Origin of the sequence: Pseudomonas sp. BE134, assembly GCF_031456105.1 — a bacterium.
GTDB lineage: Bacteria > Pseudomonadota > Gammaproteobacteria > Pseudomonadales > Pseudomonadaceae > Aquipseudomonas.
Map to the genome: position 1 here is coordinate 217665 of NZ_JAVDUA010000003.1, position 24998 is coordinate 242662.

The 24998-nt window shown below is 59.4% G+C and carries 22 protein-coding genes; 11 read left to right on the top strand and 11 right to left on the bottom strand.

Annotation, left to right across the window (positions count from 1 at the left end; genetic code table 11):
• Nucleotides 1–31: 31 nt before the first annotated feature.
• The 9 genes from J2Y56_RS04565 to argS all read right to left on the bottom strand — a co-directional run bounded on the left by J2Y56_RS04565 (nt 32) and on the right by argS (nt 10442).
• Nucleotides 32–652, bottom strand: coding sequence for a TetR/AcrR family transcriptional regulator (locus J2Y56_RS04565; RefSeq protein ID WP_007948962.1), 621 nt, complete (start codon nt 650–652; stop codon nt 32–34).
• Nucleotides 653–711: 59 nt separating this feature from the next.
• A complete protein-coding gene (phaC, locus tag J2Y56_RS04570) occupies nt 712–2394 on the bottom strand; it encodes a class II poly(R)-hydroxyalkanoic acid synthase (protein ID WP_007948961.1) in 1683 nt (560 codons plus the stop codon).
• A gap of 121 nt (nt 2395–2515) precedes the next feature.
• Nucleotides 2516–3370 (bottom strand): poly(3-hydroxyalkanoate) depolymerase, encoded by an 855-nt coding sequence (gene phaZ / locus J2Y56_RS04575; RefSeq protein ID WP_007948960.1) that lies wholly within the window; start codon nt 3368–3370, stop codon nt 2516–2518.
• An 83-nt stretch (nt 3371–3453) separates the two neighbouring features.
• Entirely contained in the window at nt 3454–5133 is a 1680-nt protein-coding gene (phaC, locus tag J2Y56_RS04580; RefSeq protein ID WP_310348894.1) for a class II poly(R)-hydroxyalkanoic acid synthase, read from the bottom strand.
• Between the two features lie 257 nt (nt 5134–5390).
• Entirely contained in the window at nt 5391–5762 is a 372-nt protein-coding gene (locus J2Y56_RS04585) for a gamma-butyrobetaine hydroxylase-like domain-containing protein (RefSeq protein ID WP_007948958.1), read from the bottom strand.
• Between the two features lie 76 nt (nt 5763–5838).
• Complete coding sequence (gene hslU / locus J2Y56_RS04590; RefSeq protein ID WP_007948956.1) at nt 5839–7179, bottom strand: ATP-dependent protease ATPase subunit HslU; 1341 nt, start codon at nt 7177–7179, stop codon at nt 5839–5841.
• A 55-nt stretch (nt 7180–7234) separates the two neighbouring features.
• A complete protein-coding gene (gene hslV / locus J2Y56_RS04595; protein WP_007948954.1) occupies nt 7235–7765 on the bottom strand; it encodes an ATP-dependent protease subunit HslV in 531 nt (176 codons plus the stop codon).
• 228 nt (nt 7766–7993) lie between these two features.
• A complete protein-coding gene (locus J2Y56_RS04600) occupies nt 7994–8704 on the bottom strand; it encodes an SPOR domain-containing protein (RefSeq protein ID WP_007948953.1) in 711 nt (236 codons plus the stop codon).
• A 1-nt stretch (nt 8705) separates the two neighbouring features.
• Complete coding sequence (gene argS, locus J2Y56_RS04605; protein ID WP_310348897.1) at nt 8706–10442, bottom strand: arginine--tRNA ligase; 1737 nt, start codon at nt 10440–10442, stop codon at nt 8706–8708.
• Here argS and J2Y56_RS04610 point away from each other — a divergent pair.
• The gene (locus tag J2Y56_RS04610; protein ID WP_274517765.1) at nt 10441–10563 is read left to right on the top strand and encodes a hypothetical protein; all 123 of its coding nucleotides are present in this window, start codon (nt 10441–10443) and stop codon (nt 10561–10563) included. The two genes, argS and J2Y56_RS04610, sit on opposite strands and share 2 nt — an antisense overlap.
• A 102-nt stretch (nt 10564–10665) precedes the next feature.
• On the opposite strand, the gene J2Y56_RS04615 is transcribed toward J2Y56_RS04610, so the two are convergent.
• Nucleotides 10666–12885, bottom strand: a complete 2220-nt coding sequence (locus J2Y56_RS04615) for a primosomal protein N' (RefSeq protein ID WP_150778913.1) — start codon at nt 12883–12885, stop codon at nt 10666–10668.
• A 168-nt stretch (nt 12886–13053) separates the two neighbouring features.
• On the opposite strand from J2Y56_RS04615, the gene rpmE reads away from it, so the two are divergent.
• From rpmE to J2Y56_RS04630, 3 genes are all read left to right on the top strand, one after another.
• A complete protein-coding gene (gene rpmE / locus J2Y56_RS04620) occupies nt 13054–13284 on the top strand; it encodes a 50S ribosomal protein L31 (protein WP_007899231.1) in 231 nt (76 codons plus the stop codon).
• Between the two features lie 14 nt (nt 13285–13298).
• Nucleotides 13299–14099: a thermonuclease family protein gene (locus J2Y56_RS04625; RefSeq protein WP_310335900.1), complete on the top strand. Its 801-nt coding sequence runs from the start codon at nt 13299–13301 to the stop codon at nt 14097–14099.
• A gap of 183 nt (nt 14100–14282) precedes the next feature.
• Nucleotides 14283–15551, top strand: a complete 1269-nt coding sequence (locus tag J2Y56_RS04630; protein WP_007948947.1) for a malic enzyme-like NAD(P)-binding protein — start codon at nt 14283–14285, stop codon at nt 15549–15551.
• A gap of 138 nt (nt 15552–15689) precedes the next feature.
• Here J2Y56_RS04630 and J2Y56_RS04635 read toward each other — a convergent pair whose 3' ends face one another.
• Nucleotides 15690–18131, bottom strand: coding sequence for a penicillin-binding protein 1A (locus tag J2Y56_RS04635; RefSeq protein ID WP_405046842.1), 2442 nt, complete (start codon nt 18129–18131; stop codon nt 15690–15692).
• 219 nt (nt 18132–18350) lie between these two features.
• Here J2Y56_RS04635 and J2Y56_RS04640 point away from each other — a divergent pair, with 219 nt between their 5' ends.
• The 7 genes from J2Y56_RS04640 to aroB all read left to right on the top strand — a co-directional run bounded on the left by J2Y56_RS04640 (nt 18351) and on the right by aroB (nt 24992).
• Nucleotides 18351–19415, top strand: a complete 1065-nt coding sequence (locus tag J2Y56_RS04640) for a pilus assembly protein PilM (RefSeq protein ID WP_007948945.1) — start codon at nt 18351–18353, stop codon at nt 19413–19415.
• Nucleotides 19415–19981: a PilN domain-containing protein gene (locus tag J2Y56_RS04645; RefSeq protein ID WP_007948944.1), complete on the top strand. Its 567-nt coding sequence runs from the start codon at nt 19415–19417 to the stop codon at nt 19979–19981. The genes J2Y56_RS04640 and J2Y56_RS04645 overlap by 1 nt, the downstream gene beginning before the upstream one ends.
• On the top strand, nt 19978–20601 hold the full coding sequence (pilO, locus tag J2Y56_RS04650; RefSeq protein ID WP_310348904.1) for a type 4a pilus biogenesis protein PilO: 624 nt from the start codon (nt 19978–19980) through the stop codon (nt 20599–20601). The genes J2Y56_RS04645 and pilO overlap by 4 nt, the downstream gene beginning before the upstream one ends.
• Nucleotides 20598–21125, top strand: coding sequence for a pilus assembly protein PilP (locus J2Y56_RS04655; protein ID WP_007948942.1), 528 nt, complete (start codon nt 20598–20600; stop codon nt 21123–21125). Before pilO ends, J2Y56_RS04655 begins: the two co-directional genes overlap by 4 nt.
• 13 nt (nt 21126–21138) lie before the next feature.
• Entirely contained in the window at nt 21139–23217 is a 2079-nt protein-coding gene (pilQ, locus tag J2Y56_RS04660) for a type IV pilus secretin PilQ (protein WP_310348907.1), read from the top strand.
• A gap of 4 nt (nt 23218–23221) precedes the next feature.
• The gene (aroK, locus tag J2Y56_RS04665; protein WP_027922095.1) at nt 23222–23740 is read left to right on the top strand and encodes a shikimate kinase AroK; all 519 of its coding nucleotides are present in this window, start codon (nt 23222–23224) and stop codon (nt 23738–23740) included.
• Nucleotides 23741–23891: 151 nt separating this feature from the next.
• Nucleotides 23892–24992, top strand: coding sequence for a 3-dehydroquinate synthase (gene aroB / locus J2Y56_RS04670; RefSeq protein WP_310335909.1), 1101 nt, complete (start codon nt 23892–23894; stop codon nt 24990–24992).
• The last annotated feature ends 6 nt before the right edge of the window (nt 24993–24998 follow it).

The window sequence follows — 24998 nt, forward strand, 5'->3', positions numbered from 1 at the left end:
CTCGCTCCCACACGGTCATCTGTGGTCAGGACTACTCGTGCGCTTCCAGGTATTCAAGTGCCATCTGCTCGGTAGCGACCTTGATCGGCGGCAACAAGTGCGGTGCCACCAACATCATGATCTGGTACACCACCAGCCTCACTTCACCCTCGCGATCCAGAATTCGCTGGTAGTCCAGCGAGAACAGCAGCGTCATGGTGATTTGCTCTACCAGTTGTCCCAACGCCTGGGTGTCGCTGACCAACTGCCCTTGGGCCTTCAACCGCGCCAACAATGACGCCAGCGTGCGCTTCAATGCATTGAGCAGGTTGCGTATCCCCTTGGCCAGTTTTGGCAGGCGCCCGGCGAGGTTCGACAGGTCCTGGAACAGAAACCGGTAATGCGCCAGACGTTCGACGATCAAGTGCAGGAACAGCCAGTAATCGTCCGGTGCCAGTTCCACATCGGAGGGTGGGTCGAGCAACGGTGCCAGTTCAGACTGAAAGCGTTCGAACAACCCCAGAATCAGCGGCTCCTTGCCGTGAAAGTGGTAGTAGAGATTGCCAGGGCTGATGCCCATCTCATTGGCAACTTCCATGGTGGAGACGTTCGGTTCGCCTTTCTCATTGAACAACTGCAATGCACATTCGAGAATCCGGTCGCGGGTTTTCATCCAGTCTTCTTATTGATCGAGTCAGGCCACGGCCAGCGTCGGCCGTGGTGGGTTGAACGTCAGCGCACTCGCACGTAGGTACCGGGTGCTGCCTCCTGCGGTGGATAGTTCTGATTGCCAAGGGTCGTGTGGGTTTCTTTTAGCGCGCCAGAGCGTTGCTGAATCCACTCCAGCCATTGCGTCCACCAACTGCCGTCGACTTGCTTGGCGTCGTAGTACCAGGCCCGTGGGTCGCTGCTCAATTTCGGGCCTTCGACATAGTTGGCTTTCGGGTTGCTCGGTGGGTTGAGAATGCTCTGCACGTGACCGCTGTTGGACAAGACAAAACGTCGCTCACCCCCCAGCAGCAGTGTCGAGCGGTACACGGCATCCCATGGCGTGATGTGGTCGTTGATGCCCGCGACGCTGAAACTGTCGACGGTGACTTTCTGCAAATCGATGGGTGTGCCGCACACTTCAAGGCCGCCCGGATGAGTCAGCGGGTTGTGTTTGAAGAAATCCAGCAGATCGCCATGAAAGGCTGCCGGTAGTCGAGTGTTGTCATTGTTCCAGTAGAGGATATCGAACGCTGGCGGTTCTTTGCCGAGCAGGTAGTTGTTGACGAAATAGCTCCAGATCAAGTCGTTGGGACGCATCCAGGCGAACACCTTCGCCATGTCGCGACCCTCCAGCACGCCTTTCTGATAAGACTTGCGCTTGGCGGCCTCAAGGGTCTGTTCGTCTGCGAAAAGCGTTGCCGGGGAGTCCATTTGACTGTCGAGCAAGGTCACCAGATAAGTTGCGCTGGACACTCGCCGCAGTTGCCGTTTGGCCTGCAAGTGGCCTTGCAGCGCAGCGATGGTCAGCCCGCCGGCGCACGCGCCCATCAGGTTGACCTCGCGTGCACCGGTGATCGCCCGGCAGACATTCATCGCTTCTTCCACGGCTTCAACGTACGTCGATAGCCCCCATTCGCGATGGCGCACATCCGGATTGCGCCAGCTGATCATGAAGGTTTGCAGGCCATTTTTCAGGGCGTACTGGACGAAGCTGTTTTGCGGACTCAGGTCGAAAATGTAGTACTTGTTGATTTGCGGCGGGACCACCAGCAGCGGTTTTGAATACTGTTTTTCGCTCATCGACTTGTACTGGATCAGTTCCAGCAATTCGTTGCGAAACACTACGGAGCCGCTCGTCGTGGCAACGGTTCGTCCCACTTCGAACGCTTGCTTGGTGACTTGCCGGGGCAGGCCGTCGTTGTGCAAGAAGTCGTCGAGCAGATGGCTGATGCCCCGCACCAGGCTGCTGCCGCCAGAATTGAAGATCTCCTTGATCGCCAGCGGATTGAGCAGGGTATTGGTCGGCGCCACGGCGTCATTGAGCAAGGCAAACGCAAAGTGCGCACGGGCTCGATCGTCGGGGGACATCGCGCTGTCGTCAATCCAGCTTTTGACCTGTTTCTGCCAGCTCAGGTAAGCCTGCAGGCTGCGCCGATAAAAAGGGTTGAGACTCCACGCGGGGTCGTTGAAGCGACTGTCCTGCGGATTGGTCGGGTGCAAGGTTTCACCCAGCAATACGCGGCCCAATTGACCGCCCAGTTTCAAGGCGTGTCGGGCGCTATGCACCGGGTTGCGCAAACCGTGGGCCGCCACACTGCGCAGAGTCGAAATCAGGTCCCGGCCACGCAGGCCGGTAATCGCACTCTGTGCGTTGATGAACGTGGCGGGAGTAGGCAAATGGTCTCTCGCTGGTTTGTCGCGCATGTCTCAACACTCCTTCGTTTCAAGCCAAAAACAAACACACTGAACCAGATCACCATAGACGTTGTTGTGGGTTGTTGCGCGGCGCGGCGTCCTGCCGGCCTCCAGGCAAGAGCCTGCGTCCTTAGCTTCTCAACGGCGATGGATGCGGATGCATCACGGCACGCTGACGTTCTTCTTCGAGGAATTTCATGATGATCGGTGCTACCGCTTCGGCGCGAGTAATCAGGAACAGATGCCCGTCATCGATGATGTGCAACTGGGCATTGGGAATTCGCCAGGCCAGCAGGCGCATGTTGACCAGCGGGATCAGTGGATCATCGTCGCCTGCCAGGACCAGGGTTGGCTGATTGATCTTGTGCAGCCAGTGGATGCTGGTCCAGCCAAAGCCGGCAAACAGTTGCCAGTAATAACCGAGCTTGCCCGCCGAACGGACTTTCGCCGCGTGGCTGGCCGCCAGGGTCGGATCGCGACGGAAAGCGCCGCCATAGATCATCGGTGCGATGCGAATCACGTGGGACGGCTGGATGTAGCGCCGTGGGCTGGCCATCATCCATAGCACTTTCGGCTTGCCCGGCACCATCACCGCGCCGGCCGCCGTGGCCGCCAACACGAGTTTCTTGCAACGCTCGGGGTAGGAGTACGCAAACTGCTGCGCAAGGGCGCCGCCCCAGGACACGCCGATCACGTTGACTTGTCCGTAGTCGAGGTAGTCGAGCATCCGCGCCGTGAGTTTCGCCAGGCCCGGAAAGCGATAAGGCCGACTCGGTGTCGACGAGCCGCCGACACCGGGTACGTCGAATGCAATCACTTCCAGGTCCGGGTCCAACGCCGCGACGAACGGAAACACCAGCTCCAGGTTGGCGCCGATGCCGTTGAATATCAGCAAGGGCGTCAAGTGAGGCTTGCCGGGGCGTACCGCCGTGCGGAGGGTCTGGCCATCCAGGTCGACGGTACGAAAAATAAACGGTTGCGGCATGCTTCAGGCCCTGTGGGTTAATTCATCCCTGACCCCCTGTGGGAGCGAGCAGGCTCGCTCCCACAGGGGGTGGGGTGTGTCAGTTACCGCTCATGTACATAAGTGCCCGGTGCTGCTTCGCCGGCGGTGTAGGTTTTGTTGCCCAGGCTGGTGGGCGCCTTTTTCATCTTGCCTCCACGTTCGGCTTGCCATGCCTGCCAGTGCAGCCACCAGGAATCGGTATGCTTGGTGGAGTTCTCCTGCCACTCTTCGGCCTTGAGGGGCATCTCGCTGCTGGTCATGTAGCGTGATTTAGGATTGCCCGGCGGGTTCAGAATGCTCTGGATATGCCCGCTGCTCGACAGCACGAATTCGACCTTGCCACCGAACAATTGCGCGGACTTGTAGCAGGACTTCCACGGGGTGATGTGGTCGCTGGTGCCCGCCAGGCAATAGATGTCCGAGGTGACTTGTTTCAGGTCAATCGGCGTACCGCACACTTCCAGTGCATTGGGGCGGATCAGTGGATTACTTTTGAACATTTCGATCAGGTCGCCGTGGAACGCGGCCGTCAACCGTGTGGTGTCGTTGTTCCAGAACAGGATGTCGAACACCGGTGGTTCGTTGCCCAGCAGGTAGTTGTTGACCCAGTAGTTCCAGATCAAGTCGTTGGGGCGCATCCAGGCAAAGACTTTCGCCATGTCGCGGCCTTCCAGCACACCGGCCTGATAGGACTGGCGCTTGGCGGATTCCAGGGTTTGCTCATCGACGAACAGGGCGACGTCGCTGTCCAGGGTGGTATCCAGCACGCTGACCAGCAGCGTAAGGGAGTTGACCTTTTTCTCGCCGATTGCCGCGTAATGGCCCAGCAGCGCGGTGCAGGTGATGCCACCGGAGCAAGCGCCGAGCATGTTGATGTCTTTGCTGCCCGTGATGGCGCTGACCACATCGACCGCTTCCTTGAGCGCTTCGATGTAGGTCGACAGGCCCCACTCGCGCTGCTCCTTGGTAGGGTTGCGCCAGCTGACGATAAAGGTCTGCAGATTACTGCGCAGGCAATAGCGCGCCAGGCTCTTGTCCGGGCTCAGGTCGAATACATAGAACTTGTTGATTTGTGGCGGTACCACCAGCAGCGGGCGCTCGAGCACTTGCTCGGTGGTCGGCTTGTACTGGATCAGCTCCAGTACATCGTTGCGGAACACCACGGCGCCTTCGGTTACGCCCAGGCTCTTGCCAACTTCGAATGCGCCCATGTTGACCTGGCTCGGCATGCCGCCGTTGTGCACCATGTCCTTGGCCAGATGGGAGAGGCCGTCGAGCAGGCTTTTGCCGCCTGTTTCGAAGAAGCGTTTGACCGCCGCCGGGTTGGCCGCCGAGTTGGTCGGGGCCATGGCTTCGGTCATGAGATTGATCACGAAATGCCCGCGAGCGACATCCTTGGGTGACAGATTACTGTCGCCGATCCAGTCGTGGAGTTCCTTGCGCCACGCCAGGTAGGTTTGCAAATAACGTCGATAGAGCGGGTTCTGAGTCCAGGCCGGATCGTTGAAACGACGGTCTTCAGGTGTCGGTTGAAGCGCAGATTTACCAAACACCACGTTCTTCAGTTCAAGGCCGAAATGCGCAACATGCTTGGCACTGTGAATCGGTTGTTTGATGGCCTGTCTGAGCACCATGCGAGCAGAAGCCAAAAGATCCTTGCCGCGCAGCCCAACGACTGGATTCAGCCCCAAGGTGTTTTCCGAGGCTTGTGATTTCAAGTCATCGTTATTCTTATCACTCATCTACGACGCTCCATTGCCTTGAGACGAGTACCTGGGGCTGACTAAGTAGTCAAAAATCCAATGCCAGGTACTGCAACTTGGGTGACCAATAATTCTGCATCGCTGCTTTTAGTTCAGAGAGCATTGCAGGGAACTTGCCAGTTCCATTGGTTACCCGAGTTTAATTTTTTTCGCAAGCAGGCCATTCATTGACCTTTGAGCCGAGCATTCAAACAGATGAAATTAGAAAATGCCTTCTAAAGAGCAAGAGGGCCGATTTAGAGCATTAGTTTGACGATGGATTCGTTCGGGTCGCGGGTTTTTCCGGCGGCTTTGAGCTCGGCAAGATAGTCTTCCCAGAGTGCGTCATAACGTCGCGCCAGTTCGTACAGGTATTCCCAGGTGAACAGGCCGCTGTCGTGGCCGTCATCGAAGGTCAATTTGAGTGCGTACTGACCGGCCGGTTCTACCTTGGTCAGGCCGACGTTGATCTTGCCAAATTGCAGGATGGGTTTGCCGTGGCCCTGGACCTCGGCGGAGGGAGAATGCACGCGCAGAAACTCGGCGGGCAGGTGATATTCCTCGCCGGACGCGTATTTCAGCGTCAGGGTTTTCGAGGCTTTGTGCAGTTTGATGTCGGTGGGAATCATAGGAAAAGCCTTCAGCTGCAAGCTACAAGCGGCAAGCTTAACTCAGCTTGCCGCTCGCGGCTTGCGGCTTGCAGCTCTACAGAATGTAGCGCGACAGGTCTTCGTTCTGCGCCAATTCACCCAAGTGGCTGTTCACGTAGTCGGCGTCGATCATGATCACCTTGTCGTCATGGGCGCTGGCCAGATCACCGGCGCTGAACGACACCTCTTCAAGCAAACGCTCAAGCAAGGTGTGCAGGCGACGGGCCCCGATGTTCTCGGTCTTCTCGTTGACCTGCCAGGCGATCTCGGCAATGCGCTTGATGCCGCTCGGCTGGAACTCGATGCCCAGGCCTTCGGTTTTCAGCAGGGCGCAGTATTGCTCGGTAAGCGATGCATGCGGTTCGCTGAGAATGCGCTCGAAATCTTCAGGCGTCAGTGCCTTGAGCTCGACGCGAATCGGCAAGCGGCCTTGCAGCTCCGGCACCAGGTCGCTCGGCTTGCTCAAGTGGAACGCGCCGGAAGCAATGAACAGGATGTGGTCGGTCTTGACCATACCCAGCTTGGTGTTGACGGTGCAGCCTTCGATCAGCGGCAGCAAGTCACGCTGTACGCCTTCACGGGATACATCGACACCGCCGGAATTACCGCGCTTGGCGACCTTGTCGATTTCGTCGATGAACACGATGCCGTGTTGCTCGACCGCTTCCAGCGCCTTGGCCTTCAACTCTTCTTCGTTGACCAGGCGACCGGCTTCTTCGTCGCGCACCAGTTTCAGTGCTTCCTTGACCTTGAGCTTGCGGCTTTTCTTCTTGCCCTTGCCCATGTTGGCAAACAGGCTCTGCAACTGGTTGGTCATTTCTTCCATACCCGGAGGCGCGGAGATATCGACGCCGGCCATTTCGGCGACTTCGATTTCAATCTCCTTGTCGTCCAGCTGACCTTCGCGCAGGCGCTTTCGGAACAGCTGGCGGGTGTTGGAGTCGGTTGGCGATCCGGCGTCTTCGTTACTGAAACCCATGCGTGCCGGTGGCAGCAGGGCGTCGAGGATACGATCTTCGGCAGCGTCTTCGGCGCGGTGGCGAACCTTGGTCATTTCCTGTTCGCGCAGCAGCTTGATGGCCGCGTCTGCCAGATCACGAATGATCGATTCAACGTCGCGGCCCACATAGCCGACTTCTGTGAATTTCGTTGCTTCGACTTTGATGAACGGCGCGTTGGCAAGTTTGGCCAGGCGGCGGGCGATTTCGGTTTTGCCGACACCGGTCGGGCCGATCATCAGGATGTTCTTGGGGGTTACTTCAACGCGCAGTTCTTCTGGCAGCTGCATCCGGCGCCAGCGGTTACGCAGCGCGATGGCGACGGCGCGCTTGGCATCGTCCTGGCCGATGATATGGCGATTGAGTTCGTGGACGATTTCACGGGGAGTCATGGACATAGTATTTAGCGGACCTCAGGCAAGAATGAGCCGTGGCGCGATGGCCAACACGGACTTACTCGGCGCAGTCCTGCTCCTCAATGGTCTGAGTGTGATTGGTGAATACGCAGATGTCGCCAGCGATGCCGAGGGCGGTTTCGACGATTTCCCGGGCTGACAGATCGGTTTTCTTCAGCAGCGCGCTGGCAGCGGCCTGGGCATAACCGCCGCCGGAACCCATGGCGATCAGGCCTTCTTCGGGTTCGACCACGTCACCGTTGCCGGTGATGATCAGGGAGGCGTCCTTGTTGGCAACCGCGAGCATGGCTTCAAGGCGGCTGAGGGTGCGGTCGGTACGCCATTCTTTGGCGAGTTCGACGGCAGCGCGAACCAGGTGACCTTGATGTTTCTCAAGCTGGCCTTCGAAACGTTCGAAGAGGGTGAAGGCGTCAGCCGTGGCCCCGGCAAAACCGGCGATAACCTGGCCGTGGTACAGGCGGCGAACTTTCTTCGCGTTGCCTTTCATCACGGTATTGCCGAGAGAAACCTGGCCGTCGCCGCCCATGACGACTTTGCCGTGGCGGCGAACTGAAACGATGGTGGTCAAGGGAGAGTCTCCACGCAGGGGGGCGAAAATGCCTTATGCCAACTCATATGGGGGTGGTGGAGCGTTTTTCAACTGTAGGACGCGGCGGGAGACGAGCGGTGTGAGTCTGTGGGGGATGATTGTTCCCACGCTCTGCGTGGGAGCGCCTCTAGGGACGCTCTGCGTCCAGTGGCGCGGAGCGTCACGGGCTGCATTCCCACGCGGAGCGTGGGAACGATCAGAGGAGGATCAGCGGCTTTGGCGTTGTTGTAACAACAGGTTGCTAAACCCTGCGCCGGCCAGTTGTTTCTGTGCGGTCGTCAGTTGTTCGCGGTTGCTGAACGGCCCGACCAAAACGCGATACCAGGTCTCATCCTTCACGGTGCCGGACTCAACCGCCACCGCCTGACCCAGCAGAATGATCTGCGCCCGAACCTTGTCTGCGTCAGTCTGTTTGCGGAACGAACCGGCCTGCAGGAAGAACTTGGTCACTGGCGCCGCTTTCGACACCGGTGGCGCTGGCGGCGGTGTAATCCCGGCCAGAGCAGCCTGAGCTCGCGCCGTATCAATCTTCGCCGCTTCCGCAGGCGTGACCGGCGTGGTCGGAATGGCCGGCACCTGTGGCGTCGGCAGGGTTTTCTCCGGCACGGCATCCGGCGGCACAATCACTTCCGATTCCGGCAGCAGGGTGTAGAAGTCGTATTTCGGCTTCACCGGTTGCGTCGGGCTCGGCGGGGTTTTATTGGCCTCGGCGATCTTGGTGGCTTTCTGTTGCTGTTCCACCTTCTCGCGCTTGACCGTGTCACTGCCCTTGCCAGGTTCCAGTTTCATCAGGAAGACGATGAACGCGCCAACCGTCAGGCCGATGGCCATCCACAGCCAGCCCGGAATCGGCTGTTTTGCAGGAGCTTGGTAACGGCTGGCGCCACGCTTGGGTGCAGGTTTTTTCTTGGCAGCCAACTTACATACGCTCCAGAGTTTCCAGACCCAAGAGTTCCAGGCCTTGCTTGAGAGTGCGGCCGGTCAGCGCGGCGAGGCGCAGACGGCTCTGCATTTGCGCCGGGGTGTCGGCGCTGAGGATCGGGCAGTTCTCGTAGAAACTGGAGAACAGGCCGGCCACATCGTACAGGTAGGTGCAGAGGATGTGCGGCGTGCCTTTGTCAGACACGTTGTTCAGTATTTCGCCGAACTGCGCCAGTTTGGCGGCCAGCTCGTGTTCATGGGCCGCTTCCAGCACGATCTGGCCTTCGACTTCGGTGAAATCCTTGCCCAGTTTGCGGAATACGCCGGCGACGCGAGTGTAGGCGTACAGCAAGTATGGTGCGGTGTTGCCTTCGAAGTTCAGCATCAGGTCGAAATTGAAGCTGTAGTCGCTGGTGCGGTGCTTGGACAGGTCGGCGTATTTGACCGCTCCAATGCCCACCACCTTGGCGATGTTGCGCAGCTCGTCATCGGCCAGCTCCGGGTTCTTGTCCTTCACCAGGGTGTAGGCGCGTTCCTGGGCTTCGGTCAGCAACTCGATCAGCTTCACGGTGCCGCCATCGCGGGTTTTGAATGGACGGCCATCTTTACCGTTCATGGTGCCGAAGCCCATGTGTTCCATTTCCATCGGGTGCGTCACGAAACCGGCCTTGCGTGCCACGGCGAACACTTGCTGGAAGTGCAGGGCCTGACGCTGGTCGACGAAGTACAACGCGCGATCAGCCTTGAGCTTGCCGCTGCGATAACGCACGGCCGCCAGGTCGGTGGTGGCGTAGAGGTAGCCGCCGTCAGCCTTGACGATGATCACTGGCAGCGGGTCGCCGTCGGCGTTCTTGAATTCGTCGAGGAACACGCACTGGGCGCCATTGCTCTCGACCAGCATGCCGGCGGCCTTGAGGTCGTTGACCACATTGATCAGGTCGTCGTTGTAGGCACTTTCGCCCATCACGTCGGCCATGGTCAGTTTGACGTTCAGCAGTTCGTAGATTTTCTGGCAGTGAGACAGGGAAATGTCTTTGAATTTGGTCCACAGCGCCAGGCAGTCCGGGTCACCGGCTTGCAGTTTGACCACCAGGCCACGGGCGCGGTCGGCGAACTCTTCGGATTCGTCGAAGCGCTGCTTGGCCGCACGGTAGAAGTTTTCCAGGTCCGACAGTTCGTCGCTGGTGATCGGGTTTTCTTGCAGATAGGCCATCAGCATGCCGAACTGGGTGCCCCAGTCGCCCACGTGGTTCTGACGAATCACCTCATCACCGAGGAACTCCAGAACCCGCGCAACACCGTCACCAATGATGGTCGAGCGCAAATGGCCGACGTGCATTTCTTTGGCGAGGTTCGGTGCCGACAGGTCGACCACAGTGCGTTGCAGTGGGCCGGCCTTGCGTACGCCGATTTTTTCGTCGGCCAGCGCGGCATCCAGGCGAGTGGCCAGGGCCTCGGTGTTCTGGAAGAAGTTCAGGAAGCCCGGGCCGGCGATTTCGGTTTTGCTGACGTTTTCATCAGCCGGCAGCGCGGCGATGATTTTTTCGGCCAGGTCACGGGGCTTCATGCCGGCCGGTTTGGCCAGCATCATGGCGATGTTGCTGGCGAAGTCGCCGTTCTTCTTGTCGCGGGAGTTTTCCACCTGGATCGCCGGCGACAGGCCTTCAGGCAACACACCTTCGTTGACGAGTTGGGTGATGGCTTGTTGGATCAGCTGGCGAATGGTGTCTTTCATGTTGGTCTCTTTCGACCGCAAGCGCGGTACGCGCTTCGATGCGCTGGTGGAAAAACTGGGCATTATCCGTGGCGAAGACGGGCTTGCCAACTATAGCGGGCAGGTTATGGATATGTGGTGAACATTTAGCCGCCTTCGCGAGCAGGCTCGTTCCCCCCCCTGATCGGATGAACGCCACAGACTCCCTGTGGGAGCTAGCCTGCTAGCGATAGCGATCTTGAATTCAATATAAATCGACAGGATCGACATCAAGGGACCACCGCACCGCTCGTCCGCTCGGCATCTGCTCCAGCACCAGCAACCAACTGCTCAACAACCGATGCAGTGGCGCCCGTGCCGTTGCCTGCAACAACAACTGTGCACGATAACGTCCGGCGCGGCGCTCCATCGGCGCGGGCACCGGCCCCAGCAGCTCGATTCCGGCCAGGCCCTGTTCGGCCAGCAAACGCTCGGCTTCGCTGCACGCTTCGTCAAGAAACCCTTCGGCCTGTCCCGGCTTGTGTGCTTCGGCCCGTAGCAGCGCCAAATGGGCGAAAGGCGGCAACCCGGCGGAACGGCGTTCGCTCAACGCCTGCTCGGCAAAGGCGAAATACCCTTGCTCGGTCAGTTGCACCAGCAGCGGATGGTCCGCCAGGTGCGTCTGGATGATCACTTTGCCCGGCTCTTCCGCTCGCCCGGCGCGTCCGGCGACCTGAACAATCAACTGCGCCATGCGCTCGCTGGCGCGGAAGTCGCCGGAGAACAGCCCGCCGTCGGCGTCGAGAATCGACACCAGCGTCACCCGTGGGAAGTGATGCCCTTTGGCAAGCATTTGCGTGCCCACCAAAATGCACGGTTGACCCTTTTGTATGGTGGCGAACAGCTGATTCATCGCGTCCTTGCGCGACGTGCTGTCACGGTCGACCCGCAGCACCGGAAAGTCCGGGAATAAAATCGCCAGGCGTTCCTCGGCGCGCTCGGTGCCAGCGCCCACGGGCCGCAAGTCGACCTTGCTGCATTTCGGGCAACGCCGGGGCACGCGTTCGACGTAGCCACAATGGTGGCAGCGCAGCTCGCCGGAGCGCTGGTGCACGGTCATCCGCGCATCGCAGCGCTGGCACTCGGACATCCAGCCGCAGTCGTGACACAGCAACGTCGGCGCAAAGCCGCGACGGTTGAGGAAGACTAGTACTTGTTGGCCTGCGGCCAGTGTCTGACCGATGGCTTGCTGCATCGGCCCGGAAATGCCGCTGTCCAGCGGCCGGCTTTTTACATCCAGGCGCAGGAAACGTGGTTGCTTGGCCCCGCCGGCCCGTTCGTTCAGTCGCAGGAGACCGTACCGGCCGGTGTAGGCGTTGTGCAGGCTTTCCAGTGAAGGCGTGGCGGAGCCGAGGACAATCGGGATGTTTTCTTGTCGGGCGCGAACCAATGCCAGGTCGCGGGCGTGGTAGCGCAAACCTTCCTGCTGTTTATAGGAGCCGTCATGCTCTTCATCGATGATGATCAGGCCGGGGTTTTTCATCGGCGTGAACAGCGCCGAGCGGGTGCCGATAATAATGTCGGCGTCACCGTCCCGGGCCGCTAGCCAGGCTTCGAGGCGTTCGCGATCATTGACCGCCGAGTGAATCAAAGCGATGCGCGCATTGAAGCGCTGTTCGAAGCGCGCCAGGGTTTGCGGGCCGAGGTTGATCTCCGGGATCAGCACCAATGCCTGTTTGCCGGCCTCAAGGGTTTCGCGGATCAGCTGTAAATAGACTTCGGTCTTGCCGCTGCCGGTGACGCCGGCCAGCAAAAACGCGTGATAGCTGTCGAAACCTGCGCGGATGGCTTCATACGCCGCGCGCTGCTCCGGGTTGAGTGGCAATTCCGGTTGCGCCAGCCAGTGTTCGTGGCGCGCGCCGGGGGCGTGCTTGCGGATTTCTACCTGGACCAGGTCTTTGGCCAGCAACAAATCCAGGCTGTCTTTGCTCAGCATCAGTTTGCTCAGCAATTGATGAGCAACGCCGTGGGGATGCTGGGCCAGTGTCGCCAATGCTTCGCGCTGGCGTGGTGCCCGGGCAATGCGCGGATCATCCAGGCTGGCGCCCGGCGCGGCAGACCAGAAACGTTCCTGGCGCGCTTCGGCCAGTTCGCCCTGACGCAGCAACACTGGCAGTGCCCAACTCAAGGTATCGCCAAGGCTGTGCTGGTAATACTGGGACGTCCACAGGCACAGCTTGAACAGCGCCGGTGGCAGCGGCGGTGTGGCGTCGAGCAGGGCCAGCGCGGGTTTGAGCTTTTCCACCGGCACTTCGCTGGTATCGGTGACTTCCACCAGAATCCCGATCATCTCTCGTCGGCCGAACGGCACCCGCAGGCGCATGCCCGGTTGCAACTGGGCGCGCAGGATCCCGGCCGGGGCACGGTAATCGAACAGGCGGCGCAGGGGCGAAGGCAGGGCGAGGCGCAAAATGGCGTCGGGCACGCGGGGAATTCTCTTTGGGCGGGCGGTGAAGAAGGGCCGGAGCCTAGCAGACGGTCGGTCTCAGCGACAGCTTGCGTGATTGGCAATGTCTGGTAGAATCCGCGGCCTAATTACGTGCGGTATTCAACAATAGTGTTGAGTGGCGGCACGCTAGCCTGAGGAATCATCATGAAAGCCGATATCCATCCAACATACGAAATCACCGCAGTTACCTGCAGCTGTGGCAACAAGTTCGAAACTCGTTCGAACCTGGCCAAGCCTCTGGCGATCGACGTATGCAACGAGTGCCACCCGTTCTACACCGGTAAGCAGAAGACTCTGGATACTGGCGGTCGTGTACAGCGCTTCGCAGACCGTTTCGGCGCTTTCGGCAAGAAAGCTCCAGCTGCTGCAGAGTAAGGTTGAAGGGCCCGATGGGCTTTTCCTTGCTGTTGAAAAAGGCGTCCCTTGCGGGCGCCTTTTTTGTGTCCGCGATTTGGCTGACCGGCGCCCAGGCATTTTGCCCGGCGCCGAGCGGTCTGACATCGGTCACGGTGCAGCGGGTGGTGGATGGCGACACCTTGCGCCTGAGCGATGGCCGCAGTGTGCGCATGATTGGTTTGAACACGCCGGAATTGGCCAAACAGGGCCGTTCCGACGAGCCGTTTGCCGTGGTCGCGCGCCAGCGTCTTGAAGCACTGGTGGCGGCCAGCGACGGGCACGTCGGTTTACTCCCGGGTAAAGAAGGCAAAGATCGCTACGGCCGTACGCTGGCTCATGTCTATGGCACTGACGGTGCCAACCTCGAAGCGCAGATGCTTGCCGAAGGCTTGGGGTTTCAGGTGGCGGTCGCGCCCAATGTCGATTTGGTCAGTTGCCAGCAAGTCGCCGAACGCAGTGCCCGGGAGGCCGGTCTTGGCGTGTGGCGCCAATCCCCTGTGCTGAAAGCGGAGCAGATCAACGCTTCCGGTTTCGCCGTGCTCAGCGGTCGTGTGAGCAATGTTCAGCGCAATCGCGGTGGGCTTTGGATCGAGTTGCAGGATTCGGTTGTATTGCGCGTTGCACCCAATGTGCTCGGGCAATTCGATGCCTCTGCGCTGGAAAAGCTCAAGGGCAAGCAGATTGAGGCGCGTGGCTGGGTGTTGGACCGCTCGCGTCACGGCGGATTGAAATCCGGGCAGGCACGTTGGCTCCTGCCGCTTACCGATCCGTCGATGCTGCAAGCCACGCAATAAGAAAAAAATTGTAGACATTTTTGCTATTGATTGTGAACAGTCCGCCCCTTGTGTTCCGTGGCTCCTGAGCCAAAGTCGTAGGGTAGGGCGCTTGACAGGGGTGACTGGTCAGTCTTGTGGGGATTTTGCGAGGCGCGTATCCTCGCTGACCAGTCTGTCCAACAGTAAAAGCGGAATGCCAAAATGTCTGATCTGAAAACTGCCGCTCTCGAATACCACGCCCATCCTCGTCCAGGGAAGCTGAGTGTCGAGCTCACCAAGGCCACCGCTACCGCCCGCGACTTGTCGCTGGCCTACAGCCCCGGCGTAGCCGAACCAGTACGCGAAATCGCCCGCGATCCTGAGCTGGCCTACAAATACACCGGTAAGGGCAACCTGGTGGCAGTCATTTCCGATGGCACCGCGATTCTCGGCCTGGGTAACCTCGGCCCATTGGCGTCCAAGCCTGTGATGGAAGGTAAAGGCGTGCTGTTCAAGCGCTTCGCCGGCATCGACGTTTTCGACATCGAAGTCGATTCCGAAAGCCCGCAAGCCTTCATCGACACCGTCAAGCGCATCTCCATCACCTTCGGTGGCATCAACCTGGAAGACATCAAGGCGCCTGAGTGCTTTGAGATCGAACGCGCTCTGATCGAGCAGTGCGACATTCCGGTATTCCACGATGATCAGCACGGCACCGCCATCGTAACCGCGGCCGGCATGATCAACGCCCTGGAAATCGCCGGCAAAACTCTGGCTGACGCCAAGATCGTCTGCCTGGGCGCCGGTGCGGCCGCCATCTCCTGCATGAAATTGCTGGTGAGCATGGGCGCCAACATCGAAAACATCTTCATGGTTGACCGTACCGGTGTGATCCACTCCGGCCGTGATGACCTGAACCAGTACAAGGCTGTCTTCGCTCACGCGACCGACAAGCGCACCCTGGCTGACGCACTGGCGGGTGCTGACGTGTTCGTTGGCCTGTCCGGTCCGAACCTGCTGAGCGCTGAAGGCCTGAAGTCCATGGCGGCCAACCCGATCGTATTCGCGTGCTCCAACCCGGATCCGGAAATTTCCCCGGAGCTGGCTCACGCCACCCGCGACGACGTGATCATGGCGACCGGCCGTTCGGACTACCCGAACCAGGTCAACAACGTGCTCGGCTTCCCGTTCATCTTCCGCGGCGCCCTGGACGTTCGCGCCAAGCGCATCAACGAAGAAATGAAAGTGGCAGCGGCCAACGCCCTGCGTGAACTGGCCAAACTGCCAGTGCCTCAGGAAGTGTGCGACGCCTACGGCGGCATCAAGCTGGAATTCGGCCGTGAGTACATCATTCCGAAACCAATGGATGCCCGCCTGATCACCCTGATCTCCGATGCCGTGGCCAAGGCTGCTATCGAGACCGGCGTGGCAACCCTGCCGTATCCGAAGAACTACCCGCTGAAAAGCGTGGATGACGTGTTTAACGGATAAAAGCAGTCGCCCATAAAAAAACCCAGCCTGGTGCTGGGTTTTTTTATGGGCTTAAAGTGGCAAGCTACAAGCTGCAAGTTAAAGGCGATGCGTACGGCTGTTGCTTCTGCTTGTGGCTTGAAGCTTGTAGCTGCCTCTCTAGAACAAATCGATCGGCGCCGCTTCATCTGCCGGTAGTGGGCTGCCCGGCGCACTGCCGTTACCCAGCTCGTCCCCCGACGGTGGCGTGTCTTCGGCCTTGAACAGTTCGAAGTACGCGCCTGGCGTGCCTGGGCTGGCGGCACGACCACTGATTGGATCGACCCGCAGGCTCAGGATGCCTTCGGGCTCTGGCTGCGTATGCGGTGGCTTGTCTTTAAGGGCCGCAGCCATGTAGTTCATCCAGATCGGCAGCGCGACGGTGCCGCCGAACTCCTTGCGGCCCAGGCTTTCCGGTTGGTCGAAACCGGTCCAGACGGTGGTCACGTAGTCGGCGTTATACCCGGAGAACCACGCATCCTTGGATTCGTTGGTCGTACCGGTCTTGCCCGCGATGTCACCTCGTCCCAGGGCCAGTGCACGACGGCCGGTACCGAGCTTGATCACATCCTCCAGCATGCTGTTGAGGATGTAGGTCGTGCGGCCATCGACGATGCGCTCGGCGACGGCGGGTGTCGGCGGTGCAATGCCCGGCATCGCGGGTGCCTCGGTCGGGGTCGCATTGACCGTAAAGGGCTGTGCAACCGGTGCAGCAATACCGTTGGTTGCTACGTCGCCTTGGGGAACACTTGGCGGGTTGGCGACGAACAGCGTGTCGCCTTTGCGGCTTTCGATCTTGTCGATGATGTACGGGGTGATCTTGTAGCCACCGTTGGCGAAGGTGCTCCAGCCGGTGGCGATCTCCATTGGTGTCAGGGTTGCGGTGCCCAGTGCCAGCGACAGGTTGGGCGGCAGGTCCTGCTTGTTGAAGCCGAAGCGGCTGATGTAATCGATGGTCTTGCCAACGCCCATCGCTTGCAGCAAGCGGATCGACACCAGGTTACGCGACTTGTACAGCGCCTCACGCAGGCGAATCGGGCCGAGGAAGGTGTTGGTGTCATTCTTCGGGCGCCAGACCTTGTCCAGGTATTCGTCGACGAACACGATCGGTGCGTCGTTCACCAGGCTGGAGGCCGTGTAGCCACTATCTAGCGCGGCGCTGTAGACGAACGGTTTGAAGCTCGAACCTGGCTGACGCTTGGCCTGCATCGCGCGGTTGTAGTTGCTCTGTTCGAAGGCAAAACCGCCGACCAGCGCACGAATGGCGCCGTTCTGCGGATCCAGTGAAACCAGTGCGCCTTGCGCCTGCGGGATCTGGCTGAATTTCAGCGTGTTGTCCGGCTGACGCTGCACGCGAATCAAGTCACCGACCTGAGCCACATCCGACGGTTGCTTCGGATTGGGCCCCATGCTGTTGGTGTTCAGGAACGGGCGCGCCCACTTCATGCTGTCCCAGCTGACGTGTCCTTCACCGGTGCGGGTCATCACTTGCAGCCCGTTTTTGTCGACCTGAGTGACAATGGCGGGTTCAAGGCCGTTTATGGTGCGTTGCTTGGTCAACTCGGTTGTCCAGGCTTCACGGGTCTTGCCCGGCAGGCGCGACTCGGGGCCGCGATAGCCATGGCGCTGGTCGTACGTGATCAAGCCATCGTGAACGGCGGTGTTGGCCATTTCCTGCAGATTGCTCGGCACGGTCGTGGTCACGCGAAAGCCTTCCGTGTAGGCATCGCTGCCGTAGCGGCCGACCATCTCAGCCCGGGCCATTTCGGCGATGTACGGCGCATTCACTTCGGGAGTCGGCACGTGATAGCTGGCGTTCAGCGGCTCGTTGATCGCTGTGGTGTACTCGGCTTCGGTAATTTTCCCCAGCTTGTACATGCGCCCCAGAATCCAGTCGCGACGCTCTTTGCTGCGGGCCGGGTTGGCCAGCGGATTGAAGCGCGACGGGGCTTTTGGCAAGCCGGCGATCATCGCCATTTGGGCCAGGCTGACATCACGAATCGATTTGCCGTAATAGACCTGCGCCGCCGCCTCGATGCCGTAGGCTCGGTTGCCCAGGTAGATTTTGTTGACGTACAGCTCAAGGATCTCGTCCTTGGTCAGTTGCCGTTCGATCTGCAAGGCCAGGAGAATTTCGGTGGTTTTGCGCGAGAAGCTGCGTTCGCTGGTCAGGAAGAAGTTCTTTGCCACCTGCATGGTGATGGTGCTGCCACCGGACTGAATGTGTCCGCTTTTGACCAATTGGGTGGCGGCGCGCATCAGGCTGCTGGGATCAACGCCATAGTGGTTGGCGAAATTGTCGTCTTCAGCACTTAGTAACGCATTAATGAAATTGGGGGGAATGTCGGCGAAACGGATCGGAGTGCGGCGCATTTCGCCAAACTCTGCGATCAACTTGTCATCGCTGCTGTACACCCGCAAAGGAATCTGCAACTGGATGCTTCTCAGCGCCTCCACGGAGGGTAATCCGGGGCTAAGGTAGAGAAAGGCGCCGCTTAGACCCAGGAGCAGTCCGCAGAAAACGGCGACGATGGACCAACCGAAAAATTTCAGCAGACGGATCAAGGCTTTTGGACATCCAGGGCAAAGAATGAATGAGGCATCAGGGTTCAGATAAACAGGGAACGGCCCGCGCTTGAAGTAAAAACCGGAAAAAAACGCTGGGCATTATAAGCATTTTTCCGCAGGGAGCGTCATGGGCGCTTCTGTCAAGACGGGAGGTAATGAACGCAACGGATATTACAGAGTCCGTAAGACACGGAAAGTCATAGGGAATTGGTTGTGCCAGGACTCTTCAATAAAAAAGCCAACACACTGTTGGGGATCGATATCAGTTCCACGTCGGTAAAGCTTCTGGAATTGAGCCTTCGGGGCGGCCGCTATCGGGTCGAGGGATACGCGGTAGAGCCGTTACCCGCCAATGCCGTGGTCGAAAAAAACATCGCCGAGCTTGAGGGTGTCGGGCATGCGCTCTCTCGTGCGCTGCTCAAGGCCAGAACCCGTCTCAAGCACGTGGCGGTGGCGGTGGCCGGCTCGGCGGTGATCACCAAGACCATCGAGATGGACGGCGGACTTTCCGACGACGAGATGGAAAATCATCTGAAGATCGAGGCCGATCAGTACATCCCCTATCCGTTGGATGAAGTCGCCATCGACTTCGAAGTCCAGGGTGTGTCCGCGCGTAACCCCGAGCGGGTTACGGTGCTGCTGGCGGCCTGCCGCAAGGAAAACGTCGAGGTCCGTGAAGCGGCCCTGGCCTTGGCCGGCCTGACTGCGCGCGTGGTTGATGTCGAGGCCTATGCGCTGGAGCGTTCCTTCGGGTTGATATCAACGCAACTGGCCGTCTCTAACGAGCGACTGACGGTCGCGGTGGTGGACATCGGCGCGACCATGACCACCCTCAGCGTGCTGCACAACGGGAAGATTATCTATACCCGCGAGCAATTGTTCGGCGGTCGGCAACTGACCGAGGATATTCAGCGCCGTTATGGCCTGACGGTCGAACAGGCGGGGCTGGCGAAGAAGCAGGGCGGTTTGCCGGAGGACTATGCCAGCGAAGTCTTGCAACCGTTTTGTGAGGCGCTGGTGCAACAGGTTTCACGTTCGTTGCAGTTCTTCTTTGCCGCTGGCCAGTACAACACGGTCGATCACATCCTGCTGGCCGGTGGCACAGCGTCGGTGTCGGGGCTTGACCGGTTGATCGAGCAACGCCTGGGCACGCCCACTCTGGTGGCCAACCCGTTCTCCAACATGGCCTTGAGCAGCAAGGTCAACGCCGACGCCCTGGCCAGTGATGCACCAGCGCTGATGATCGCGTGCGGGCTCGCCCTCAGGAGTTTCGACTGATGGCGAAGATCAATCTTTTACCCTGGCGTGAGGAACGGCGGGAAGAACGCCGCAAGCGCTTTCTGGTGGCGTTGGTCGGCGTGCTGCTGTGCTCCGTAGGGGCGGTACTGGTCGTGGATCAGCTCATTGGCGGCGCCATCGATCGGCAGGTTGTCCGAAATGATTACATCGCCAAACAGATTGCAGTGGTCGATGAGCGCATCGCAGAGATCAATGATCTGAAGACCCGTCGCCAGCAGTTGGTCGAACGCATGCGCATCATTCAGGACTTGCAAGGCAATCGACCGATCAGTGGTCGGATCTTCGATCAATTGGCGCGTACGTTGCCGGACGGGGTGTATTTCACTGAAGTGAAAATGGTTGGTAAAACCCTGTCCATCAATGGTGCTGCGGAGTCCAACAATCGTGTGTCGGACCTGATGCGCAACCTGGCTGCATCCGACTGGTTCGATGCCCCGAGTCTTACGGAGGTCAAAGCCACGACGGCCGGTCAGCTGGATCAGGCCAATGTCTTTCAACTGACCGTTCGTCTGGCGCAGCCCGCTGTCGTGGGGGTCGAGCAATGAGCCCGTCGCGATGGTTAGAAGGGCTGCGCAATGTCGATATCAACGAACTGGACACCAATAACATGGGTTCCTGGCCGCCGGCGATCAAGGCGCTGGCGGGTGTTCTGCTGATGGTGCTGGTGTTGGCGCTCGGGTACGCCTTTTACCTCAATGATCTGGAAGATCAGCTCGAATTGAGGCGCGAGGAAGAGTCGGCCCTCAAGGAGCAATTCGCGACCAAAGCCCGCATGGCAGCGAATCTGGAGCTGTACACCCAGCAACTGAAGGAAATGGAGGTCTCCTTTGGCGAGCTTCTGCGGCAGTTGCCCAGCGACACCGAAGTCCCCGGACTGCTGGAGGATATTACCCGCACGGGCCTCGGCAGCGGTCTGGAGTTCGAGGAGATCAAACTGCTGCCGGAAGTCACCCGGCCGTTCTACATCGAACTGCCGATCCAGATCACGGTAACCGGCGCCTACCATGACCTGGCGACCTTCGTCAGCGGCGTCGCCGGGCTACCCAGGATCGTGACGCTGCATGATTTCGACCTTGCACCGGCCAATCCTGAAGGTGGTCCGAAACTGCGTATGAGCATCCTCGCCAAGACCTACCGCTACAACGACACCGGGGTGCAAGAATGAGCCCGGTCCGTTGTGTATCGACGATGTTGTTGTTCGCCAGCCTGACTGCGTGTGGCAATGGCTCCGATGTCGGCGACCTGCATGCCTACATGAACGAAATGCGCCTGCGTGCCCCGGGCAAAATTGAACCAACGCCGACGTTTCGGTCTTACCCAACGTTCACCTACAGCGCCGCCAACCTGCGAAGCCCGTTTTCCCGACAGATCAGAGTGGACCTGGCCGGCCAGAAACGCGGTTCACACAATGTCTTCCCCGACCTCAACCGAATCAAGCAATACCTCGAAGGGTTCAACATCGAGCAGTTTGAGATGGTCGGCACGATCTCCAATGCCACTGGCGCCTATGCACTGTTGCGTGGAGCGGGCGGTGTGCATCGGCTGAAAGTCGGCGATTACCTGGGGCGCAACGATGGACGGATCGTCGCCATCAGCGGCTCACAAGTCGATGTGGTCGAAATCGTTCCCGATGGCGAAGGAGCCTGGCTGGAGCGACCACGGACCCTTCCTTTGAAAGAGCACTCATAGTGGAACTCGAATAATGAACAGGACTTTCTCAACCCTCGGTATTTCGCTATGGATAGCGATGATGTCTCCGATGGTGCTGGCGACCAACCTCAAAGCGCTGGATGTTGCCGCGCTGCCGGGTGATCGCATCGAGTTGAAGTTGTCTTTCGATGGGCCGCCCGCCGCGCCCCACGGTTACACGACCGAACAGCCCGCGCGGATTGCGCTGGACCTGCCCGGCGTGGTCAGTCAGTTGGCGAGTAAAAATCGCGACCTGGGCGGCGGCAATGCCCGCAGCGCAACGGTGGTGGAAGCCAAGGATCGCACGCGGCTCATCATTAACCTGACGCAGTTGACTCCGTATAGCGCAAAGGTCGAAGGCAACAATTTGTTGGTGTTGATCGGGCAGGGGGGTAGTGGCAAAGCATTGCAACCGGCGGCGAGCGCGCCTCGTGCCGGGATGACAGCCCCGGCGCCGGCCAAAACCTACCCTGTTGTGAGCAAGGCCATTCGCGGCATCGACTTCCAGCGCGGCGCCCAAGGCGAAGGCAATGTGGTCATCGATTTGTCGGATCCGTCCATTGCCCCGGACATCCAGGAGCGCGAAGGCAAGATCATCCTCGGATTCGCCAGGACCCAATTGCCCGAAAAGTTGCGCGTGCGACTGGACGTCAAGGATTTCGCCACCCCGGTGCAATTCGTCAACGCCAGCACCACGGGCGACCGGGCCACGATCAGTATCGAACCCGGCGGCACTTTCGACTATTCGACCTACCAGACCGACACCAAGCTGACTGTCAGCATTCGGCCGATGACCCCTGAGGATCTGCAAAAGCGCAATTCAGAGCGATTTGCCTACACCGGCGAAAAACTATCGCTGAACTTTCAGGACATCGATGTCCGTTCGGTGCTGCAATTGATTGCCGATTTCACCAACCTCAATCTGGTGGCCAGCGACACCGTGCAGGGCGGCATCACCCTGCGGTTACAGAGCGTGCCGTGGGATCAGGCGCTGGACCTGGTGCTGAAAACCAAAGGGCTGGACAAGCGCAAGATTGGCAATGTTCTGTTAGTGGCGCCGGCAGATGAAATCGCTGCCCGGGAGCGTCAGGAGCTGGAATCGCAAAAGCAGATCGCCGAATTGGCGCCGTTGCGTCGAGAGCTCTTGCAGGTCAATTACGCCAAGGCCGCCGACATTGCCAAGCTGTTTCAGTCGGTGACCAGTGCCGAGGCCAAAGGCGACGAGCGCGGGTCGATCACGGTGGATGAGCGGACCAACAACATCATTGCCTACCAGACCCAGGACCGCCTCGATGAACTTCGCCGAATTGTCACGCAACTGGACATTCCGGTGCGTCAGGTGATGATCGAAGCGCGAATCGTCGAAGCCAACGTCGACTACGACAAAAGCCTCGGTGTGCGTTGGGGTGGCTCAGTGCAGAACAAGGGCAACTGGAACACGTCCGGGGTCAGCAATGGATCGTCGACCATTGGTACGCCGGGCAGTGGCGACACCAACTCTCCGTTTGTCGACCTGGGGGCGGCTGGCAGCACGTCGGGCATCGGCATCGCCTTCATCACCGATAACGTGTTGCTGGACCTGGAGCTGACGGCGATGGAAAAAACCGGTAACGGTGAAATCGTCTCGCAGCCCAAGGTGGTCACGTCCGACAAGGAAACCGCCAAAATCCTCAAGGGCACCGAGATCCCCTATCAGGAAGCCAGTTCCAGCGGCGCGACCTCGGTGTCCTTCAAGGAGGCTGCGCTATCGCTGGAAGTCACGCCGCAGATCACCCCGGACAACCGGATCATCATGGAGGTAAAAGTCACCAAGGACGAGCCGGATTACCTGAACATGGTGCAGGATGTGCCGCCTATCAAGAAAAACGAGGTCAACGCCAAAGTCCTGGTCAATGACGGCGAGACCATCGTCATTGGCGGAGTTTTCTCAAATACTCAAAGCAAGGTTGTAGATAAGGTGCCATTTCTCGGCGATGTGCCGTATCTTGGCCGCCTTTTCCGGCGTGACGTGGTTTCGGAGAAAAAATCCGAGCTGCTGGTATTTCTCACACCGCGTATCATGAACAATCAGGCGATTGCTGTGAGTCATTGATTCTGTGCGAAATTTGATTCTTGTTGGACCGATGGGCGCTGGTAAAAGCACCATCGGCCGGTTGCTGGCCAAAGAGCTGCGCCTGCCGTTCAAAGATTCCGATAAGGAAATTGAATTGCGCACGGGCGCCAATATCCCGTGGATTTTCGATAAGGAAGGCGAACCGGGCTTTCGTGACCGCGAGCAGGCGATGATTGCCGAGCTGTGCGGCTGCGATGGCGTGGTGCTGGCGACCGGTGGTGGCGCCGTAATGCGTGAAGCCAATCGTCGGGCGCTGCATGCCGGTGGTCGGGTGGTCTACTTGCATGCTTCCGTCGAGCAGCAAGTGGGACGTACGGCCCGCGACCGCAATCGACCCCTGTTGCGGACCGCCGATCCGGCCAAGACCCTGCGGGATCTGCTGGCTATCCGCGATCCGCTTTATCGGGAAATCGCCGATCTGGTGGTTGAAACCGATGAGCGGCCGCCGCGAATGGTCGTGCTCGACATTCTCGAACGCTTGCAACAACTGCCTCCCCGTTAATGCGCTGCGCGAAATGCGCTATCCTCGGCGTCCTGCCATGACCGCTCAAGGTTGTGGCGCATGGCTACCGAACGGCGTTACACCAGCAGGCACCGTGGACATTCGATAACTCAAGGCAGGAAGCCTGATTCAATCTTCATTGTGGGGACACATGCAGACACTCAAGGTCGATCTAGGCGAGCGCAGCTACCCGATTCATATTGGCGAAGGTTTGTTGGATCAGCCCGAGCTGCTGGCCCCGCATATTCGCGGACGGCAAGTAGCGATTATCTCCAACGAGACCGTTGCACCGCTCTATCTCGAACGTCTGACCCGCAGCCTGGCGCAGTTCTCGGTTATTTCCGTGGTGCTGCCCGATGGCGAAGCCTTCAAGACCTGGGAAACCCTGCAGCTGATTTTCGACGGTCTGCTGACTGCACGGCACGACCGCCGCACCACTGTGATCGCCTTGGGTGGCGGCGTGATTGGTGACATGGCCGGGTTTGCTGCCGCCTGCTACCAGCGCGGCGTTGATTTCATCCAGGTGCCGACTACGTTGCTGTCGCAAGTTGACTCTTCGGTGGGCGGCAAGACCGGTATCAACCATCCGCTGGGCAAAAACATGGTCGGCGCGTTTTATCAGCCGAACGTGGTGCTGATCGATACCGCGACGCTCAATACCCTGCCGGCCCGCGAACTGTCCGCCGGGCTTGCCGAAGTCATCAAGTACGGGCTGATCTGCGACGAGCCGTTCCTGACCTGGCTCGAAGAAAACGTCGATCGCCTGCGCGCCCTGGACCAGGTCGCCCTGACCTACGCCATCGAGCGCTCTTGCGCCGCCAAGGCTGCGGTGGTCGGTGCCGACGAAAAAGAGACCGGTGTTCGCGCCACATTGAACCTCGGTCATACGTTCGGCCACGCCATTGAAACCCACATGGGCTATGGTGTCTGGCTTCATGGTGAGGCGGTAGCTACCGGCACCGTGATGGCGCTGGAAATGTCTGCCCGCCTGGGCTGGATCAGCGAGCAAGAGCGTGATCGCGGTATCCGCCTGTTCCAGCGCGCCGGACTTCCGGTCATCCCGCCCGAAGAGATGACCGAAGCCGATTTCCTCGAACACATGGCAATTGACAAGAAAGTGATCGACGGTCGTTTGCGCCTGGTGCTGCTGCGCCACATGGGCGAAGCGGTGGTGACCGACGATTATCCGAAAGAGGTTTTGCAGGCCACGCTGGGAGCGGATTACCGCGCCCTGGCTCAGCTTAAAGGTTAATAAGAT

Coding starts and splice junctions, on each gene's coding strand:
- J2Y56_RS04655 (WP_007948942.1), top strand. CDS start 20,598: ATGAGCCCGGTCCGTTGTGTATCGACGATGTTGTTGTTCGCCAGCCTG.
- J2Y56_RS04565 (WP_007948962.1), bottom strand. CDS start 652: ATGAAAACCCGCGACCGGATTCTCGAATGTGCATTGCAGTTGTTCAAT.
- hslU (WP_007948956.1), bottom strand. CDS start 7,179: ATGTCCATGACTCCCCGTGAAATCGTCCACGAACTCAATCGCCATATC.
- argS (WP_310348897.1), bottom strand. CDS start 10,442: ATGAAAGACACCATTCGCCAGCTGATCCAACAAGCCATCACCCAACTC.
- pilO (WP_310348904.1), top strand. CDS start 19,978: ATGAGCCCGTCGCGATGGTTAGAAGGGCTGCGCAATGTCGATATCAAC.
- phaC (WP_007948961.1), bottom strand. CDS start 2,394: ATGCGCGACAAACCAGCGAGAGACCATTTGCCTACTCCCGCCACGTTC.
- aroB (WP_310335909.1), top strand. CDS start 23,892: ATGCAGACACTCAAGGTCGATCTAGGCGAGCGCAGCTACCCGATTCAT.
- J2Y56_RS04610 (WP_274517765.1), top strand. CDS start 10,441: ATGTTGGTCTCTTTCGACCGCAAGCGCGGTACGCGCTTCGATGCGCTG.
- rpmE (WP_007899231.1), top strand. CDS start 13,054: ATGAAAGCCGATATCCATCCAACATACGAAATCACCGCAGTTACCTGC.
- J2Y56_RS04630 (WP_007948947.1), top strand. CDS start 14,283: ATGTCTGATCTGAAAACTGCCGCTCTCGAATACCACGCCCATCCTCGT.
- phaZ (WP_007948960.1), bottom strand. CDS start 3,370: ATGCCGCAACCGTTTATTTTTCGTACCGTCGACCTGGATGGCCAGACC.
- phaC (WP_310348894.1), bottom strand. CDS start 5,133: ATGAGTGATAAGAATAACGATGACTTGAAATCACAAGCCTCGGAAAAC.
- J2Y56_RS04625 (WP_310335900.1), top strand. CDS start 13,299: ATGGGCTTTTCCTTGCTGTTGAAAAAGGCGTCCCTTGCGGGCGCCTTT.
- J2Y56_RS04645 (WP_007948944.1), top strand. CDS start 19,415: ATGGCGAAGATCAATCTTTTACCCTGGCGTGAGGAACGGCGGGAAGAA.
- J2Y56_RS04585 (WP_007948958.1), bottom strand. CDS start 5,762: ATGATTCCCACCGACATCAAACTGCACAAAGCCTCGAAAACCCTGACG.
- pilQ (WP_310348907.1), top strand. CDS start 21,139: ATGAACAGGACTTTCTCAACCCTCGGTATTTCGCTATGGATAGCGATG.